Annotated in this window: 13 protein-coding genes and 1 CRISPR repeat array; of the genes, 8 read left to right on the plus strand and 5 right to left on the minus strand. The window is 55.1% G+C overall.

Annotated elements, in window-relative coordinates; translation table 11 throughout:
* Window positions 1-21: 21 nt before the first annotated feature.
* The 3 genes from QO231_RS11485 (at window position 22) to QO231_RS11495 (ending at window position 2,665) form a co-directional block, all read left to right on the plus strand.
* Window positions 22-681 (plus strand): DUF1403 family protein, encoded by a 660-nt coding sequence (locus QO231_RS11485; RefSeq protein WP_316776515.1) that lies wholly within the window; start codon window positions 22-24, stop codon window positions 679-681.
* Window positions 682-683: 2 nt separating this feature from the next.
* Window positions 684-1,277: an SMC-Scp complex subunit ScpB gene (gene scpB, locus QO231_RS11490; protein ID WP_316776229.1), complete on the plus strand. Its 594-nt coding sequence runs from the start codon at window positions 684-686 to the stop codon at window positions 1,275-1,277.
* A 98-nt stretch (window positions 1,278-1,375) separates the two neighbouring features.
* Window positions 1,376-2,665 carry an ATP-binding protein gene (locus QO231_RS11495; protein WP_316776231.1) on the plus strand — a complete coding sequence of 430 codons (1,290 nt, stop codon included), beginning with the start codon at window positions 1,376-1,378 and terminating at the stop codon, window positions 2,663-2,665.
* 193 nt (window positions 2,666-2,858) lie between these two features.
* Here the strand turns inward: QO231_RS11495 and QO231_RS11500 are convergent, their stop codons facing one another.
* Window positions 2,859-3,101: a helix-turn-helix domain-containing protein gene (locus tag QO231_RS11500; RefSeq protein WP_316776233.1), complete on the minus strand. Its 243-nt coding sequence runs from the start codon at window positions 3,099-3,101 to the stop codon at window positions 2,859-2,861.
* A gap of 410 nt (window positions 3,102-3,511) precedes the next feature.
* On the opposite strand from QO231_RS11500, the gene QO231_RS11505 reads away from it, so the two are divergent.
* Window positions 3,512-4,147 carry an EF-hand domain-containing protein gene (locus QO231_RS11505; RefSeq protein WP_316776521.1) on the plus strand — a complete coding sequence of 212 codons (636 nt, stop codon included), beginning with the start codon at window positions 3,512-3,514 and terminating at the stop codon, window positions 4,145-4,147.
* Between the two features lie 310 nt (window positions 4,148-4,457).
* Here the strand turns inward: QO231_RS11505 and QO231_RS11510 are convergent, their stop codons facing one another.
* Genes QO231_RS11510 through QO231_RS11525 form a run of 4 tightly spaced genes read right to left on the minus strand, consistent with a single transcriptional unit; the run spans window position 4,458 to window position 10,528 of the window.
* On the minus strand, window positions 4,458-6,053 hold the full coding sequence (locus QO231_RS11510) for a hypothetical protein (RefSeq protein WP_316776236.1): 1,596 nt from the start codon (window positions 6,051-6,053) through the stop codon (window positions 4,458-4,460).
* 1 nt (window position 6,054) lies between these two features.
* Window positions 6,055-7,422 (minus strand): RAMP superfamily CRISPR-associated protein, encoded by a 1,368-nt coding sequence (locus tag QO231_RS11515; RefSeq protein WP_316776238.1) that lies wholly within the window; start codon window positions 7,420-7,422, stop codon window positions 6,055-6,057.
* A gap of 3 nt (window positions 7,423-7,425) precedes the next feature.
* On the minus strand, window positions 7,426-9,078 hold the full coding sequence (locus QO231_RS11520; RefSeq protein WP_316776240.1) for a hypothetical protein: 1,653 nt from the start codon (window positions 9,076-9,078) through the stop codon (window positions 7,426-7,428).
* Window positions 9,050-10,528 carry a hypothetical protein gene (locus QO231_RS11525; protein ID WP_316776242.1) on the minus strand — a complete coding sequence of 493 codons (1,479 nt, stop codon included), beginning with the start codon at window positions 10,526-10,528 and terminating at the stop codon, window positions 9,050-9,052. The genes QO231_RS11520 and QO231_RS11525 overlap by 29 nt, the downstream gene beginning before the upstream one ends.
* 73 nt (window positions 10,529-10,601) lie before the next feature.
* On the opposite strand from QO231_RS11525, the gene QO231_RS11530 reads away from it, so the two are divergent.
* The 4 genes from QO231_RS11530 to cas2 all read left to right on the plus strand — a co-directional run bounded on the left by QO231_RS11530 (window position 10,602) and on the right by cas2 (window position 18,469).
* Window positions 10,602-13,043, plus strand: a complete 2,442-nt coding sequence (locus tag QO231_RS11530) for a hypothetical protein (RefSeq protein ID WP_316776244.1) — start codon at window positions 10,602-10,604, stop codon at window positions 13,041-13,043.
* A gap of 409 nt (window positions 13,044-13,452) precedes the next feature.
* A complete protein-coding gene (locus QO231_RS11535; protein ID WP_316776246.1) occupies window positions 13,453-14,478 on the plus strand; it encodes an IS110 family RNA-guided transposase in 1,026 nt (341 codons plus the stop codon).
* A 317-nt stretch (window positions 14,479-14,795) separates the two neighbouring features.
* Window positions 14,796-15,224: direct repeats of the CRISPR family, unit length 36 nt; unit sequence GTCTAGCGAGCACCCAGAGAGATGGGGCTCTTCGAC.
* A gap of 146 nt (window positions 15,225-15,370) precedes the next feature.
* A complete protein-coding gene (gene cas1, locus QO231_RS11540) occupies window positions 15,371-17,545 on the plus strand; it encodes a CRISPR-associated endonuclease Cas1 (protein WP_316776248.1) in 2,175 nt (724 codons plus the stop codon).
* A gap of 636 nt (window positions 17,546-18,181) precedes the next feature.
* Window positions 18,182-18,469, plus strand: coding sequence for a CRISPR-associated endonuclease Cas2 (gene cas2, locus QO231_RS11545; RefSeq protein WP_316776250.1), 288 nt, complete (start codon window positions 18,182-18,184; stop codon window positions 18,467-18,469).
* The last annotated feature ends 33 nt before the right edge of the window (window positions 18,470-18,502 follow it).

Raw genomic sequence — 18,502 nt, forward strand, 5'->3', positions numbered from 1 at the left:
AACAAACGGTCCGGGGTTCGTGTGATCAGATTGCAGTCGTGCGTTCCTGAGCTTGCCACATGGGAGCGCAGGGTAATCGGACTGGTTTGCACGGTGGACGTGGCATCAGGTGGTTCGGGTGAGCGGCCGCTTTCGATCAAGGCGCTGCACCGTGCTTTGCCCGGGGTCGAACCGGCCAGGATCGCGACCTGGCTGGATACCGGGACGGGGGCACCGGTCACACGGGCGGCTTTGGTTCTGGAAACTGTCTTGTCCGATCACCCGCAGGAGGAAGCTGTCGCGTTGATCCTTGCCGATGTTGCATTGGCGCAGGCGCTTGGGTGGAGATATGCGCTGCCATTGCTGGCAACGAGCCTGCGGCGGGGCGCTCTGCGCCAGCGCGGGGAAGAGTTGCGGTTGGCGTGCCATCGCGCGGTGACCAGGTCGGCCGCGGAACTCGCGCGTCAGGCCTCGGATTTGTCGCGGCGGACGGATCGATTGAAAGCGGTGGCGCCGAAACTGCGCGCCAAGGGGGCAGGCGCGGCGGTCGAGATGTTTCTGACCCGCGATGCGGTGGCACCGGCCGCCTTGGCATCTCTCAACTCGGACCGCGCCGCGCGGCGGTTCTGCGATCGGCTGGTCGATCTGGGTGTTGCGCGCGAGTTGACCGGGCGCGACTTCTTCCGGCTTTACGGAGTGTAGGGATGGCAAAGGATCGACCTGAGCCGGACCTGGACCGCGAGCTTGAAGACCTGCCGCCCGAGTTGCGCTGGCGGGAATGGATGAAACGCGTCGAGGCCGTGCTGTTTGCCTCCGCTTCACCGGTGTCGCGTGAAGACCTTGAAAAGGTGGTGGGGCAGGGGGCTTCGGTCGATCTGTTGGTCGAAGATCTTGCTGCTGATCTGGAAGGCCGGTCCTTTGAGTTGGCCAGTGTGTCGGGTGGATGGATGTTCCGGACGCGACCCGCCTATGCGCCGGCGATCCGGGCCGCGGCGGATATCGGCGCGCAGAGCCTCGATCTGAGGGAGTTCGACTTTGCCGTCCTGGCCGCCATTGCCTATCATCAGCCCATCACACGTGACGGGCTGAAGGACATCTTTGGCAAGGAGATCAGCCGCGACCTGATCGGACGGCTGCACGCGCAAGGGCTGATCGGGACCGGGCCGCGATCCCCACGGCGTGGCGAGCCCTATACCTATGTGACCACCGAACAGTTTCTCGCGGCCTTCGGGCTGGAGACCCTGCGCGACCTCCCAGACCGGGAACAGCTCGCGGATGCGGGGCTGGGGACAGCTTAGTTGGGTGACAGAGATGGTTGTTTGGTGAGGCTCATACCGGTCAAATGGTGTAGCTTGTAGTGGACATATGGTGAAGTCTCTACTAAGCATCTTGTGAAATGACCGAGATAGACGAATATCTGCCGCGCCATCTTACGCCCGAGCTGCGTGATGCCTTGGCATCAGCGCGGGTTGTAAACCTTGTTGGGCCAAGGCAGGTCGGCAAAACGACGCTTGTTCGAGACCTGTTTGACAAGGGTCGTTTCGTCACGCTGGATGATGCGGCGGTATTGGCAGCCATGAATGCGGACCCCGAGGGGCAGTTGACAAGCCTTGCAGATGATCAGGGCGATATGCCGGTTATCATCGACGAGGCACAAAGGTCTGCAAAGCTCGCGCTCGCCATCAAAACGATTGTCGATCGCAATCGCCGAAAAGGTCAGTTTGTTCTGACGGGGTCTTCGAACGTCTTTACCACTGCAGAGGTCGCAGACTCGCTTGCCGGCAGGATGAGGACACTCAAGCTCTGGCCTTTGACCACGTCCGAAATCAACCGGTCGCCCGTGAGCCGATTGATCGACTGGGCGATGCAGGATGCACCATCGCTGGCACAGATCTCCGATCCTGCGCCTCTCGGCCGCAAAGGCTACATTGACCTCATACTTGCGGGCGGTTTCCCTGAAACGCGCATACTTCCTCTGCGACCGAGGCAGCGGCAGTATCGCGACTATGTTGATGCGGTGGTGGATCGGGACGTGGCCGACGTCATGCCCATTCGCAAGCCTGATGCGTTGCGCATCTTGATTGACCAAATGGCCGTGCGGACTGCGCAGGAGATCAACACATCCGAACTGGCAAAACTCGCAAAGCTCAAGCGCGAGACTGTCGATCAATACCTCGACATTCTCATGCGGCTTTCGATGGTGAGCAAGCTGAGTGCCTGGATGCCGGGCGAGAGCAAGCGAGATATCAAGCAGCCGAAATTCCACTTTGTCGATACTGGCATTGCCGCAGCCCTTCGCCGGCTGAATGACAGATCGTTCGAGATCGGCAACAGCCCGGAAGCACTGGGCGGCTTATTGGAAAGCTTCGTGGTTGGCGAGTTGCAGCGTGCCTTGCCGATGCAAGACGAGGACTACCGACTCTATCACTGGCGCAGCGCGGACCGGCGAGAGATCGACATTCTGATCGACGGAGGTCACCGGCTGGTGGCGGTCGAAGTCAAGTCAGCGGCCACGGTTGCGGTTGACGATTTCAAACATCTGAAGTGGTTTGCAACGGATGGGCCAGGCAAAGGGCGCAACACCACCGGTCTTGTGTTCTATCTGGGGCAGGAAAAGCTCACTTTTGGTGACGGAAACTTTGCTTTGCCGCTCAGTTCGCTGTGGACACCAGTGGAGTTGAGTTAGGCTTTACCGTCGGAAAGACGTTGGAAGGGCGGGAGGACTAAGCTGCTCCGCGGCATTGGCGCTTTTGGCTGACGGCGTGAGCTGCCCGTGACAGCGCGTATTTCGTGATCTGGGTGATTGACCGCCCATCAGGCGGCGTTCGGACAGGCATAGATCCGGTTCTCGCTAATTCCCGGGCACGAATTTCGGCATGTCACTTATGCGCCCAGTCAGGTTGGGTCGCGCGGTTTGACACATCACGCGCCTTCCGGGGATAGATTTTCCGTTCAAGGTCAGTGTCAGAAAGATCTGGCGGCAGCGGCCAGCTCAGGCCCAACTCGTCGGCGCGATCAAGGTAGCCCCGAAGAGTGGTGCGCCCGATCGCCAGGCTTGCCGCAATCTGGCGCGTCGACAACCCCTCGGCTGAGAGCCGCAAAACATCTCGTATCTTCCGCATCGGCAATCTCTTCATCGGACTTCCTTCGTGCCAAAAGGGCGGAAGGTAGCCGGTTACAGATTGCCTCGCAGCAGCACGTCACAGGGGTGGGCGAATACCCCGGAATCGGTGGGCGGATGAAATCGGAACGGGTGGGCGCATCAAATCGGTATCGGTGGGCACATCACCCCGGAATACGCAATATTCAGATCGATCGAGGCTTTCTAATTCAAGATGGCTGGTTCGTTGCTCGACAGCGATTTTTTTTTGTAATCGCGATTGAATAATCGCGGCTGCAAATTATCGCGATACCTCGTTACCAACAAAGGGATGGGCCAATGCCGTGCGCCAGCGAGCACCGACCCGCGTGGCTCTCGCGTAGCCTTGGAAAGACCCGATGTGAAAAATCCTATCACCAAGGAGGAGAATGAATGAGACTTCGTTACGGGATGCTTTACGTATCTGCCGTTGCGGTGACGGCACTGACCGCAGTACCGACCACGGTACTTTCAGACGCGCGTCACTCAATGCTCGAAAACAACAGCGGGGACGGCAAGCCTTTCCCGGACATGATCGAGCAGCTTTTGCGCGTGCCCATGGCCGTTGATGCCGACGGCGACGGTGTCCTCTCTGGAGATGAAATCTTGCGCGCCGGGGAGCGACTGCTGACGCTTGATGACAACGGCGATGGGAAGCTCAATGGCGTTGAAATGGGTGCCTATGAAGAGGTTCTTCCGCTAATCCGTTGGCACCGGATCACAAACCTTCTGGATCGTGACGGTGATATCCGGCTTTCGGCGGAAGAGATTGCAGGCGCCACAGAGTCGCTTGCCATTCTGGACCGCAACCACGATTTCAAGATCGATGAAAGCGAACTGTCGATGCGTCGCCTTGGACTGCCGGTCTTCGCCCGGCCGATGGGTCTCGATTTCGAGGAATGGCTCGGCTTACCTTCCAACTTGCTGAAGTTGCGGTCAGCGGCGATTTGTTCAACCGTATTCTGGCAGCCATCCAGCGGCTGCGCGCACCGCCGGTTCCAACATGAAGACGTCAGCACCAAAATCTGAGGAAGAGCGGCTCGATAGCGCTGTCCAAACCAAACATGTGCTGATCAAACCGAAATCTGTGCAGACCGCACCTCCGTGACCAGAAATCGCGCTCGACTTGCGTTCCAGATGCCCAGAAACTGCTATGGCGCGCCAAAGAGGCTTGATTGCTATGTAATCAGGCGTCAACATCACAAGAACGGCGTTCTACTTGGGGAATGTCGGTTGAAAGGGTCTGGTTTAGTCATCAGCAGGAGCTACAAAACCGCCTTGCCTGTCTCAAGCCGATTTGTTCTGACAACACTGCTCATGTCGAGATAAAAGGAATTCACTACTCCAGAGATTCGATGATAGCATCGTCTTCCTTGGATATGCTAAAATCTCTGCCTTTCAGTTCCGTGAATTTCAGTGCGTCCCGCCCCGTGGACGCGACGTATGATTTTATTCTCCCGTGGTCCTTCAACCTATTTCCGAACCTCCGTGACCTAAACAACTTGAGGCGCTCGCGTGCAGGGGCGGTCAACTTACCGGTATCTGTTTTCTCGAAGTCCTGACGCAGGTCATCCATCTTTTTGTATGCGAGCTCACCCGAAAGCTCTTGACGCCGTTTACCCGCTTCTGGATTGGGATTGATGCTAAGGTTCGCATCCACTAGCATCGGTGCCAATTGCCCCATTCCGAAACCGCGCAAATGTCCAATATTGTGCCGGAGATCATCATGCGCCGTTACGCTGACTGGCTCACCCACAAACAGCGCCCAGATTAAAGCTCCAAACTCGGCGGGTGCAAGATTGTGGCAAGCGATGGTGCCCTCGAATTCGATGGGTGCCTCATCACTCGCCATGATGAAACGAAGAAGCGTATCGGAGGCCACGGGCGGGTTTGTTGTACTGTCTCTGTCATAACTGGTATAATTCTCAAAGAAAGCCGCATTCTCGCTGAATGCTCCCAAGTCCGGGTCATGTACTGGATATATTTTCAGCCCGGCCAAGCGTGAGTCGCCCGTGTTCCAGGCCCCTTCTGCTAAGTATGACGGGTTAAAGCTTACCTTGGGGCTGGCACCGGGAACCTTCAGGACCGTTTCTACCCGGTTCGGCCACAGTCCGGGTGCAACGGTTAGACAATCAGCAAAGCTAAAGGAAATACGGCTTTGGATCCCTTGCGGAAAGGCATCACCCAGGCCCGCAGGCCATTCGGGGCGCCATTGGTCATTGCTCCGCTCGGCATTTTCATTTTCACCCAGCACAAAGCCCATCATGGCATTAGTCCAGTCTAGGACGTTATTGGTAGCATCCGGACAATAAGTCCGGTCTGCGACATCGGCGATCGTACTCCAGTCGCTATTGTCTGTTCTCATGCCGTTGAGCGTCTTGGTGCGTTCCGTCGCTATGGTTTCTTTCGCCGTTCGCTTTTCTTCACCGCTTGCTTGTCTGTTTTGAAGTATCCGCAATGCTTTGCCAATTTCACTATTCTCTTCGTTTATATCCGCGGAGGTGATCGGGTGTTCTCCTCGCGCAAGTCTACTACCAAAACGATTGATATATTTTTTATTGATTGGCCCATAATATGACCCTGTCACCGCTTTCAGCACGTTACGGATCATTCCGGCCAGCGCTGTGCCGCTAAGCGTTTCGCGCCCCTCTGCGCCGTTTTTTAAGGGTATGGTCAATTTGACCTTGGTTTTTTGCCGACGCCCATTATTATCTGTATAGGAATATTCTGACGTCTCCCCCTCGTTACCACATAGTATGGGCGAGGTCGCACGCCATCGAATGCGCAAGGTTGCATTTATTCCGCTAGGAATGGGTTGGATGTGGCTGAGCAGCAGGACTTTGCCTGGGCCGACAATCGCGGGCGGGACTGGCAGCGTTGCCGGAACAAAGGCATAATTGATCCGCGCGCTGCTGTTTCTCAACATATCAGGCATTTTACGGTTCCCCCAGGCTCAAAGCCATATCGAACGGGGCGAACCAGCCATAGCCCCGTGTCACCTTTGCTCCAGCCTGAATGCCTTGGGTGGCTACATATTCGTTCAGGCGGTCAACAAGGGCCGCATCGCCCTTCCTAATCGCCTCAGCGTCATCTAGCCTGCTAAGGAGGCAATCATACCTCGCCTTATCAATGCGGAGGGCAATTTTTAGCCTACCCCCAACCGGGCAGTTGATTAAAAAAGCCGCAGGCTCCAATGCCCCTTGGGTCAACACATCAAGCTCAAGCCCCGGGAATGACCCGTGGTCTTGGTTTTCAGCTTCGTAAACATGCAGCGATAACAGCCCACGAAACCCCTCAACCCCGAACAGACGCTGCGTGGAGCAAAGCAAGTTGAAACTTTTATAGGACAAAAAGGGGTCATCTATGCGATCGGACGAATTTTCATCCAGAGTTGCCTCGAGATACCCTGCCAGACTGCGAAGGCTCTGGCGCAACGCGCGTTCCCATCCCGATGGCTGCCCCTTTGCAAAGCGCATTTCAGAGATGACCTTTTTACGGTCAGGAGTCAGGGCTGCTGCTGCTTCGCCACGCTCAGGATCGGCGATCAGAAGAGGGCCGGGACAGTTAATGTTCAGCATTCTCTGCGCCGGACTCGTTGGTTTGATCGGAATTACCCGAACAGTTTTTTTCGCCCCAACAGTTATGCATGTGCGCCCATGATCGTTTTTTTCTTTGCGAGTGATTTTATCGCAAGCAAAGGAAACCTCTGTGTCTGCAAGGCGCATTTGCCCCAACGTGGTCTTATTTGCTCCCACAGAAAACCCGTCATCTGCAGCCATCCGGTCCAGCAAGGGCATAACGAGTTCTTTTAGCCCATCCGCAGCGCCATCGTGATCAAAAAACATAGCTTCTAGCGTAAAGTGCGTGCCGCGCGGTATATTTTCGGCGTGGTAAAGGTATTTCGGCTTCACCGTCCGTGTGTCGCGATCGCGCGCATGCTGCGGTCGAATATAGGTTCCGCTTTGTGGGTTGAACTTTGGCATGTCCAATGCTGCGCCATGCTCTTTAAGGGTTGCCCCAAAAAATACCAGGCGTCCGGCCCGTGAGGATGGCGCATTTACGCACGCCTTTCCGAACAGGGTATCTATATCATGGCCTGCGCCGCGGCCGGTATCGCGCGATGCGCCCTTGAATGCGGTTGACGGGATATAGGCTTTGCCGTTCACATCCTTCGCTTGCTCCAGCACTTGGCGAGAATTCCCGTCACTTTCGACAAATACCAGCCGACCAGAGCCGACGTGAACATCTGTCAGTGCGTCCAGAGACAGGGTAAAACTCCATCGTTTTGCAAAGAAAAACGCCATCGATCAGGTCCTCACTAGAAAATCACCATAACCATTGGCGCGTATGAAGGGGCAAGTCTCGAAGTGAGCCTGTGCGTCGAAGGGGGGCAATCCGGTTTGCGCAAGACGGTTGAGCTTGTCGCGCGCCTCGTCGTTAATGATCAGGGCGAATTCCGAGCCAGTCAACGTCAGCGGCCAGACGTCGTTCCGGAATTTAGGCGTAGTGCGGTTTGCCTGAATCGCAGCGAAATCCTTCAGCCTCACCGCCTCACTTAAAAGACATCTGAAATAACTCTCGTAAATCTGGTGCATGTCTTGCGCGCCCTGCAAGTTGGTCATCCAGGCGTCAGACAAAAGTTGTATCGAGACGTTTGTTTCCGCCGCAATACTTACTTCGCCCATGGCATGAAGGGTAATACTCACTGGCGCAGCGGTTCTTCCCAATCGAGGGAGGCCCGCGCCAAGCGCCTTGGCAAACTCCACGAATTTGTCCGGCGGCGAATCCTTCCCCACCCATTCCAATCCGCCAATCCATTTTACACCCTCCGGCGAAAGGGCCGAGGTGGTGTACAATTGCTCGTCCTTTGGCGTCAGGTCGCCTTCAGTAACGGCTGTGCGAGTACGAAAGACCCGTTCGGGAACAAAGCTAAAACCATCCGAGGACACAGGATCGTTACGAAAGGAATCCCGATGGAGCACCAGACCAGCAGGTACCAACTCATTCTGGGTCGTGGCCCATGAAACCGGCACAGGGCGATCATTGGTCCCCTCCTTCGTGGGATAACAATGCAGCAGGCGTATTTCAGCAAGTACACCTTTAAAATAATCGTATTTTCCAGACAGTTTTAGCCAGTCGGCAACGGCTCCGAACATGACGTCACCGGGTATGTAATCCAAGCTTTCCAAAACGTTGCCGCTCCGTTTGCGTGGAGAAAGAACAAGCGGCCGGTCGCTTGTCACATCAAATTTGTATCTGCGAGCAGCCGCAACATTTGTCAGCGCCCAAAGCGGTTTTTCGGTGGGGGTATCGAAAACGAACTCCAAAGCGCGCCCATATCCGGCGGTCTTGTCAGCGCCTAAAAGAACAATTTGGCCCGCTACCCAATTCAGAACCCGGAACAACCGCTTTGCATCGTCCATTGTCGAGACTAAGCAATAGCCCGAGCCGTCAAAGCGTACGACCTCTTCCGGCGCAAAATGCGTTTCGCTGGTAACCAAAAACCCGTCCTTGACCGCGCCAGTTTCGGGATCCTGCGCCGAGCGCGTTTCAGGCGCACCGATTCCAGTGATCGTTTGTGGTGGATCGGTGTCGCGCGACAGCAGCGCATCGAACAGTTTTACGCCGGCCGGCAAAGCGTTTTCTTCCTCTTGCCCGAAAAATTCAATGAACTCCTCACCGGAAAGTTTGCAATCTTGCTTGGTGCCGGAAATCAAGAGATCCAGGCCAACTGCGCTTTCTTTCTCTGTGATGCCAAAAAGACCACGAAGGACATGCTTCAGATTGCCCAGGATCTGGTAGCCTGACAGGATTAGTTGATCCTTGTGATTGCGCAGGGCAGAACGGTCAAATCCGTATTCCGCAATTTCCTGCCCAGTCTGGAGAAACGGTGCCTTGATCCGGCCATGATAGGTGAAGGTTACGCGGATTCTAGACATCCACGCGCCCCACTGTTGCATCTGGCCCCTCCGATACCCCAACTGCTGCATCCGGCAGGAATGCCATCAACGCCTCGGAATGTAACAATGGGGCGAGGATGATTGGAGACAAACCAGACGCGGTTGTGGGAACCAATGGCGAAGGGTCCGTTTCCGTACCCGCCAATTCTAATGCAACCGCAACTACGCCATCTAGCGAATTTCCCTCGTGATTATTCTTCTTCACCCAGTCTGTAAAATCGCTCCAGTCACTCCATGATTTGGTGAGCACCCCAAGCTTTCGGAATACATTTATCGCTTCCTTTATCCTGGAGCGTGAAATTGCTGCTTCACCGGCGCGCCTGGTCTTTTTTTCGCGGATCAGATCAAACGCGGCATTCAACTTGCTAAGCTGGAGAGAGAACACTACGGGCTGATCGAACGAGACCACCTCAAGTATCCTGGTTCTGTAATTTTCAATGGATCCGCCGGGGACGTCCATACCACCGGTTACCAAGTATTGCAGGAATGAGATTCCGTTGTAGGTATCTGAATAGTCATTTTCATGAAACTTCTTGCAATTGTTCAGCAGTTTTTGCGTCAAGCGGCGAATGCCCAAGATAGGGGCTTTGACGCCGCATATTACCAAACCGACGCTGTAGCTGCTCATCGCGTCCTTCCCGGTCAAATGATCTGCAACAACATTCATGACATCCTGCAGCCTCCAGACTGGGAAAATCAAGATGCCTTCATCACCAGCATACAATAGTGTTTCCAGTTCCAGCCGTTCTCCGGTGTTCAGCAAATCGAAAAGCTCTTGAAGAAGTACCTGCATATGGACATGTTGCCTCTCGGACGCTGCGGAAAAGATTTCGAAATTGTCCAGCGGCAGCTTGCCTCCCAGGCGGTCGGCGTCAAACTCGAGCACCGCCATCTTGTGTCGGAATTTTTCAGGTACCCAGTCAGGTTTGGTTTCCAAGATGTTTTTGAAATTCTGAGGAAATTCAGGCGAAGAGCCCGAAAAATTGATCCCAAGCGTTTTGTAGTACTTGCCTCTGTTGTTGACACTACCCAGCGATTTTCGTTTTTTCTCGGACGGGCGGCGGGCGCCATTCAGGCGGAACCGGTTTCTTTGCGAAGCATTTCGCACGGCGACATACTCTGCGGCAAACTTTTCTTCATCGCCCGAACAACCCACGATCCCGTAGCTGAAACACAAGGACTTCAGCGTCTCGTCCAAATCCTCATCGTTGGTGTCCGGATTTGCACAGAAATCGAAGAACACCTCTTTGATATCTTCCTCGGTGGCTTCGACCTCACACAAAAGCGAAGAGCTGAATTCCAACTGTCGTATCGTTTTGAGCCTGGTCGCGAAAACTTCAGGTGCCATCAAAAGCGCGTACGAAGCCCCACGAATAGCTGGCAATTCATCACTATTATAGACGGTTTCTTCGTAGTTTACTCCCTCAAAAAACACCCAATTGCGCGGCATATCGCTTTACTTTCTATGTGTATAACCCGAGGCTACTAGTCAATAAGCTGAACGGTCAAGGATCGAATTCGTAATGGGGAATACACAAGCTTTGCCGCGCGGCATTATTTTTCTGAACACTAAGAATTTGTCCGAAAAGCGAATTTTGGAAGCGCTGGAACGCGGATTTTCTTCTGACAACCCGACTTTTGAGGTCTTTTTGGTTTTCACGAACAAGCGGCAAGTGGAAACAACACGCGGCTGCAGGTACGATATCGAGGATCTTAGGAGCGCCAAAACGGTTTTTCTTGCCGGCCGCCCCCTCACATTGTCTGAACGCGCCATGATGCCTCAAGACAATTTGCGCCATGTGCGTGGGGTACGACGTGGGAAGGGAAGTGGGCGCGACATCCTCGAGCACCTTGCTCTGTACGGTTTTAATCCCGATGAGGCGTTGAGAAAATCTGTCGCACAGGCGGATGCTCTCTCAGAGGCCCGCATTGATGGTTATGAGTTGAAAGCGGCTCTGAAACTCTTTTCCGAGTCTCTGTCGGCTGAGGCGGAGGAGGGCTGGCCCGCTAAAGACTTTTCCCTCCAGTGGCCGATGGAAAAGTCACTGATGGTCTCGGGCCGTCTGGACCCGACGGCGAAGAACTTGGCAGCGTTGTTTTGTGGCCATGAGAAGCATGCCGCAAATCTCGCACTGATCTCGTACGCCATTACCGCTGGGAAAAAGGCCAATGACGAACTGAACATCGCGGCAGTCGAACAGCATTTAAAACGGGGGTTGAAAGAGCCGATCTATGGTGAACTTCCCGATCAAGGTATGGTGCTGGCAACTGAGACTGCTGGCGAAAAATTGAATTTGACCGCTGCTTTACCCATGGCGGAAAACGCGCTCGCCACCAAGGCCATGGAGGAAATTGCCAAACTCCAGAATGGTGAATCTGAATGCAGCACAAGCTGCGGTCGGATTATTGTCACTGGCGAAGCCACGGGAAACGACGCAGACGTAAGGCGCCTGATAAATTTCTTCAAGCGCAATGCCCCGGTCGCAGCACGCAAGGCCCGCAGCGCAACCGTCAGCCTGTTCCTGCCCTTCGAGGCCAAGGAAGATGTCGGCCTTCCCAATGCACGCGACAGCGCCGACCCGTACGATGGAGTTGAGAATTACTTCCAGCAACATCTGGAACCGTTGTTCGGCATGCCGCTAAAAGAAGCGCAACCGAGTTCAAATGACCCCGTCCTTCAGCGATGTGGAAATACAGAAACAAGGCTCAAATTCAGAGTCAACCATCCCTCGTATCCGGGCTACGGCGACAAAGAACCTCGCCTGAACCGATCCGTCAGCGCTACAAGGGTTCATTGCCTGACACCTTCGGTCGTGCTGCTGGAAGCGGAAATCACGCTTACTGAAGGTGAAATGGCAGAGAATTTCACTCTGGCTGAGCTTCTGGATTTCACGGCTAGCGCCCGCCAAGTCAGCCGGGTTTTTGACACCAAAGCCCCTGACCCGGATGGTCAGGATAAATTTGTCACCTCGAGCCTGAATGGGGATGACGATGTGCTGGCAATCCTGCGCAAACATTCAGGGTTGGATATGCGGTATGAATATCTGGGGGATGACCGCGCCTTTGTATTTCAATCTGCGATATTGGAAGGCCCGGCACCGACACCCGGCACCCTTGCCGCGGACCATCTGCAAATAGCATTGGAGCGTTACAATACTGTGGACGGTTGGGGCCCGTCGCGCTTTTATGCCGAAGAATTTTCGCGCGGAGAATTTGCCGCCTCGGCCTATCCCCGCTTTGCCCAGCACGGGTCGGCACTCATGTGCACCGATCACTCCTTCTCGTTTCTCGGTTTTGCCGACAAATGGGCGGGGGACAAGGATGGTTATGACTCCTTTGCCCTGGACTATATCCACGAAATACACATGCCCGGACATTACCGGCGCATGGTGATCTATGCCCTACTGATCCGGGCCCGATTGAACCTCTTCGAGAAAACGCTGGACAGCTATTCAAGCATCAAAAACAACCGGGGTGAAGTCCGCATTTTGCACCAGAAGTTCGCCACATTCGTGCATCGAGCCTGGCGTGAAACCGTATCTTCACAGGTGCAAGGGCAGGAATTGTTTGCCCTTATCACTGAGCGCTTTGCAATTCGCGAACGTATTGACAAGCTGTCAGCCGATTTTGAAGCTATGGACCGGGTCGAGGCCCAGGATATCCGAGTCAACGAAGAAGCGCGCGCGACTCGAGTTGAAAAACAACGCTTGGCGTTCGCCTTCCTGATCGGGCTGGCCACTTCCGCACTTGGGATGCTGCAGGTTTTGGGGAATGAAAGGACAATATACTTCCCACTGACATGGTTCAAGTCCTGGTTCACTACCCCAACCGAAGGCGGGCCTGAGGTAATGAACGTCACTATCCTATTCTTCGCGATTCTGGTTTTTACCATTATTGCTTTTGCGTTGTCTTGGGCACTTGCCTTGTGCTGGGAAAAAGTGTTTCGACCGGCGCAGCATCGATAATCCACATTGGCGCTCCAGCTCCCGCGCGTGTTTCAAAAGCGAAGCGTTTCTGAGAGATAATCCTCAACAACACCCTTGGTGAAAATGCCTGACGGCACCCAGAGAGATGGGGCTCTTCGACAAAACAGGCACGATACGGCCAAGGGCAAGGTCTAGCGAGCACCCAGAGAGATGGGGCTCTTCGACTTTGACGCCAACAGCAGAGGCTTCAGAGTGTCTAGCGAGCACCCAGAGAGAAACGCGCGAAAGTTGGTGATGCCCTGAGGGGCGGCATATCATGGCGGTGTTCAGACGCCGTCAATTCTCTGCCGAGAAAGGGATATGATGGTGTGGATGCCGCCACCTTGGTGGCGTCGCAATGTATCGTCATGGTGACGTCACAGCATAGTGCTCGAAAGGACGCATCAATATGGCACAAGTTACCATCATCGGCCTTGATCTGGCAAAAAACGTTTTCCAGGCTCACGGCGCAACTGAGACCGGCATGGTCGTTTTCCGTAAGAAGCTGACCCGCAATCAGGTTCTTCCGTTTCTCTCAGAACAACCGAGGTGTATTATTGCGATGGAAGCATGTGCGACCGCACATGGCTGGGCGCGGGAGATTGGCAGGCTCGGTCACAGTTCGCGGCTCATCCCGCCGCAATACGTGAAGCCTTACGTTAAACGGCAGAAAAACGATATGGCTGACGCTGAAGCAATTGCTGAGGCGGCATCACGGCCGACCATGAGGTTCGTCGAGGTCAAGTCAGAGGATCAACAGGCCAGTGCCATGGCATATCGGACCCGGCAGATGTTCATCGGTCAGCGCACCCAATCGATCAACGCTTTACGCTCGCACCTGGCCGAGCACGGTGTGATTGCCGCGACGAACAAGAGCGGTTTGAAAAAGCTGTCTGCAATGATCGAAGATGAGACGGAGAGCATGCCGGACAAAGTCAGGGGGATTGCCCGTGTCTATGTCGATCACATTCAGGGGCTGACGGCGCAAATCGCCGAGATGACCGAGGCGATGAAGACAGTGGCAAAGACGTCAACGGTTATGAAACGATTGCAAACCGTGCCGGGGGTTGGGCTACAGACCGCCATGGCCATAGAAACCTTCGCGCCGGATCTGACGTGTTTCACCCGTGGCCGAGATTTCTCGGCTTGGCTGGGGCTGGTGCCCAGACAAAATTCCACGGGCGGCAAAAGCCGTCTTGGGAAAGTCTCGAAAATGGGACAAGTGGACATCCGCAGCCATTTGATACGTGGTGCCATGTCTGTCATCACAGCAGCCAGCCGTTTCGGTGTCAAAAAGGGTTCCTGGCTTGAACGCCTTCTCGCACGAAAACCAAAACTCGTGGCGGCGATCACCTTGGCCAATAGAATGGCCCGTGCGATCTGGGCGATGATGACGAAGAACGAGGATTATCGGAATCCCGAGGCGGTGGCGTAACAGCGATACGCGCAACTACCGCCCCGGTGTAAGAGACGTGTGAGGAGGTCACTGAAGTTTATGGGAGATTGATCGGCCAGATCCGGGCTGGGAAAACCATCTATGTGGCATTGAGCTTTTAGCTCTTGGATATGATTTGGACCCCGTTCGCGCATCACCATACCGGCCCGCGGCCATGAACAGCGTCGCAATGAAGAGGCCTTATACATGACCGCACCTGATCACACACTCATAGGTTCAGAAAAACCCTTGCACTAACGGCGGCATCCATACATGGGGCTCTTCGACGCGGAGCATTCGCACAGTCCATCTCGGTGGTCTAGCGAGCACCCAGAGAGATGGGGCTCTTCGACCTGAACAATGGCGCTACGTGCAAGGCACTCGTCTAGCGAGCACCCAGAGAGATGGGGCTCTTCGACCTGTGCAGCAAATCCCGGCGTCAGCTGGTCTAGCGAGCACCCAGAGAGATGGGGCTCTTCGACCTGATGATTTTATAGAAGGCTACTGTCGTCTAGCGAGCACCCAGAGAGATGGGGCTCTTCGACTTCGGCTTTCAGTTTCTTGATTCCAGGGTTCTGGAGTCTAGCGAGCACCCAGAGAGATGGGGCTCTTCGACCAGATGAAGAAACTGTCTACAACTGGACCAGTCTAGCGAGCACCCAGAGAGATGGGGCTCTTCGACCACGACATGTACAAGCTCATTATAGAGCGTCTAGCGAGCACCCAGAGAGATGGGGCTCTTCGACTGGTAGTTTGCATGTATCTGATAGAACTGCAAGAAAATCTCATTTTCCAGATAGGTTAGTATTTGGGAGCCATTTTTTCATTGACTTTTCACCAAGGCCATTAATAATTGTTATTTACCAGTATATTAACAAATCCAGATAGGTATATGCAAGACCCAATTGCCGACGCGTACCCACTGCCCAATGTGTTCGAGGCCATGCTGGCCCCGGAAAATATGCGTGCAGCTTGGGAAAAAAATCGCAAAAATGGCGGTTGTGCAGGGGGCGATGGGGTGACGATTGGCATGTTCGCCGCGTCGCTGGAGGATAACCTGGACCGATTGGTAACCGAGATTCGCGGCGGCACCTATCAGCCCCGATCCCATGAGCGAAAGGCGATCCCGAAAAAGCGCGGCGGTACCCGCATCCTGTCAATTCCCTCGGTTGTGGACCGGGTGGCCCAGGGTGCGCTGGCGCGGGTTTTGCGCCCCTTGTTCGAAGCGGAATTCGAGGATTGTTCCTATGCCTACCGGCCCGGACGTTCTGTCGATATGGCAGCGCGCGCAGTGACTGCTTTATGGCAGGAGGGCCATGAATGGGTCGTCGAGGCTGACATCCGCGCCTATTTTGACAATGTGCCTCACGCACCGCTGCTCGACATTTTATCAAGCCTCGTTCCCGAGGGCCGGGTATTGGGTCTGGTAGAAAGATGGCTGGCCGCAGGCGGACAGGATCCCACGGCCAGCGGCAATCCCGGGGCCGGGATCGGCCTGCCTCAGGGCGGCCCCATGGCACCATATCTTGCGAACCTTTACCTTGATGAAATGGATGAACGCCTGCAAGACGCCGGCTTTCGTCTGGTACGGTATGCGGATGACTTCCTTCTGCTGGCACGCTCTTATGAGAGTGCGCGTCGCGGAATGACGCTGGCAGCAAATGAACTCGCCCGCCTTGGCTTGTTTCTTAACCCGGAAAAGACCCGGATCAGCCGTTTTTCCGACGGCTTTGACTTTCTTGGCCGCCGGTTTTTGCGCGATCACCTGACCGAGGACCCGGATGGTCTGGATGCCGAGGAACGCGCGGCTGTGACCCGCTGGGGCAAGGCCGAGGCGCGCGCTGAATCCGCAGGTATTCGACCTGAACCAGCACGGGTAAGTCGTCTTTACGACAAGGAATTCAACACGTTGCGCGCCAGCGACATGCTGGCGCCCAAAGGGCCGGATGCCCCACTTGTTATTGCCGATGGAACTGCTCCCGCAGACACGTGGGCAGACTTCGTGGATGATGCGACCCTTTTCATTCAGCGCGAGGGCGCGGTACTGCAGGCACGTGGCGGGGTGTTGTCGGTTCTCTCGGAAGGGCGTGAACACTGGGCTCGTGCGCCCAACGGGCTGGACCGCATCGAGGTGGCACCGGGTGTCGTCGTCAGTGATGCAGCCCTCAGGCTGGCCGCGTCCAAAGGTTTACCTATCTACTGGGTCAGCCACGCCGGCATTACCATCAGCCGCACGCAGGCCCCACTGGCCGACCGCGCTGGGCTGCATCTGGATCAGGCCCGTATGGCGTTGGACCCGGTGGAAGGTCTGGCGTTGGCCCGCATACTGGCCGAAGGTCGCATCCTCTCTGCACGTCAGGTGATGATGGGCTGGCGACAAGATCTGAAACGCAAGGCTCGCCAGGCCCGCAAATCAACGACCCGTGAACGCGCTGCCACACTTCTTGAACACGCTGACAGTGCCGTTCAGCCGATGTTGGTTGCCTCGAAAAAGTGCCGTGTTGCGACCGACCGTGCGTCGTTATTGGGACTGGAAGGCTCGGCAATTGCACGTTTCTACCGGTTCTGGCGGCGATCGCTGCTACATGTTTCCATTGGAGCCCGTTCGCGCCGTCCTGCATTGGACGCTGGGAACGCGGTGCTGAATTATCTGACGTCGCTGTTGCAGAGAGATGTAGAAATGGCTATCCGCCGCGCCGGGTTGCATCCTGGGATCGGAATTTATCATTCTACACGCGACTACGCCGATGCGCTGGTGTTCGATCTGATGGAAGAATTCCGCGCGCCTGTGGTCGAGGCGCTAGCGCGCAGGCTGCTGAACAATCGTGACCTCGAAGCAGAGGATTTCCATAAGGACCTCGAAACTGGCGCGGTCAGACTGACCCCGCAGGCGAGGCGCACCACAATCGCAGCTTACAGGCACCACGTCGCCCGCAGGAACCGCGGCAGTGGGAACGAGGGCAAGCAGGGAAAAAGCTGGCGCGGGCTGATGCACGATCAGGCACGCAGCTTTTCCAAAACAGTATCGGGTCAGTCAACATATGTGCCGATCCTGCGCGGCTACTAGGGTCTGTTGACGTTCACCTTAGCCGGATGATGGTTGCTGCGAGAGCACTGAAAGCACTGAAACTGGTGTCTTGCAGCAGCGTGTAGCGATATGTTGGCAACCTTGAATCAGTCAGCGCATCAATTGGGAATCCTCCAACGTCAACACGCCCTAACTGATCCTTCGTCTGATGAACGTTACGGCCAGCGAGCACCCAGAGAGAAGGGGCTCTTTGAGTTTATATGAGGAGAACGCCATGCGTCGCGTCTAGCGAGCACCCAGAGAGAAGGGGCTCTTTGAGCTGGAGACACACCGCAGTACGAACATATAAGGTCTAGCGAGCACCCAGAGAGAAGGGGCTCTTTGAGCATAAGCAAGGATTGTGCTGGAAGTGCACTGTCTAGCGAGCACCCAGAGAGAAGGGGCTCTTTGAGGGGGTCATCTTGCATATATTTGTAGTAATTGCAAGAAAAGCCGTAAAACCAGATAGGTACCAAAATACTGGATAAAGATCTTTAGGTTGTGTTCGGATTTTAATATTATCTATGATTTTCATCAGGTTAACGTATCCAGATAGTTATTTCAAGAGAAAAACTCTCGTTTATCGCCAAAGATCAATATGTTAGCGTAGCATATTCTGAACCGAGAAGTTCTTTCATGGCCAGTAGCAAGATCCTTCATGTTTTCGCCTATGACATTTCCGACAACAAGGCACGCGGGCGCGTGGCGCGACGGCTTGAGGACCGGGCGACCCGAGTTCAGGGATCGGTTTTCGAAGCCCGCATGACCCCGCGTGCGGCGGAGCTTCTCGCAGAACAATTGCGGATATATCTGGAAGCCGGTGACAGCCTCCGGATTTACCCGATCGTAAATCGGTCACTGACGCGCTGCATTGTGCATGGGCGCGGCCTGCAGCCTTCAGCAACGGATTTCTGGATTGTCTGAGGTGGCGGTGTCCGGAGCAGATCACCCCAATCA

This window comes from Sedimentitalea todarodis (genome assembly GCF_032595355.1).
Taxonomy (GTDB): domain Bacteria; phylum Pseudomonadota; class Alphaproteobacteria; order Rhodobacterales; family Rhodobacteraceae; genus Sedimentitalea; species Sedimentitalea todarodis.

Coding starts and splice junctions, on each gene's coding strand:
- QO231_RS11500 (WP_316776233.1), bottom strand. CDS start 3,101: ATGCGGAAGATACGAGATGTTTTGCGGCTCTCAGCCGAGGGGTTGTCG.
- cas1 (WP_316776248.1), top strand. CDS start 15,371: ATGCAAGACCCAATTGCCGACGCGTACCCACTGCCCAATGTGTTCGAG.
- QO231_RS11510 (WP_316776236.1), bottom strand. CDS start 6,053: ATGCCTGATATGTTGAGAAACAGCAGCGCGCGGATCAATTATGCCTTT.
- cas2 (WP_316776250.1), top strand. CDS start 18,182: ATGGCCAGTAGCAAGATCCTTCATGTTTTCGCCTATGACATTTCCGAC.
- QO231_RS11515 (WP_316776238.1), bottom strand. CDS start 7,422: ATGGCGTTTTTCTTTGCAAAACGATGGAGTTTTACCCTGTCTCTGGAC.
- QO231_RS11505 (WP_316776521.1), top strand. CDS start 3,512: ATGAGACTTCGTTACGGGATGCTTTACGTATCTGCCGTTGCGGTGACG.
- QO231_RS11535 (WP_316776246.1), top strand. CDS start 13,453: ATGGCACAAGTTACCATCATCGGCCTTGATCTGGCAAAAAACGTTTTC.
- QO231_RS11495 (WP_316776231.1), top strand. CDS start 1,376: ATGACCGAGATAGACGAATATCTGCCGCGCCATCTTACGCCCGAGCTG.
- scpB (WP_316776229.1), top strand. CDS start 684: ATGGCAAAGGATCGACCTGAGCCGGACCTGGACCGCGAGCTTGAAGAC.
- QO231_RS11525 (WP_316776242.1), bottom strand. CDS start 10,528: ATGCCGCGCAATTGGGTGTTTTTTGAGGGAGTAAACTACGAAGAAACC.
- QO231_RS11530 (WP_316776244.1), top strand. CDS start 10,602: ATGGGGAATACACAAGCTTTGCCGCGCGGCATTATTTTTCTGAACACT.
- QO231_RS11520 (WP_316776240.1), bottom strand. CDS start 9,078: ATGCAACAGTGGGGCGCGTGGATGTCTAGAATCCGCGTAACCTTCACC.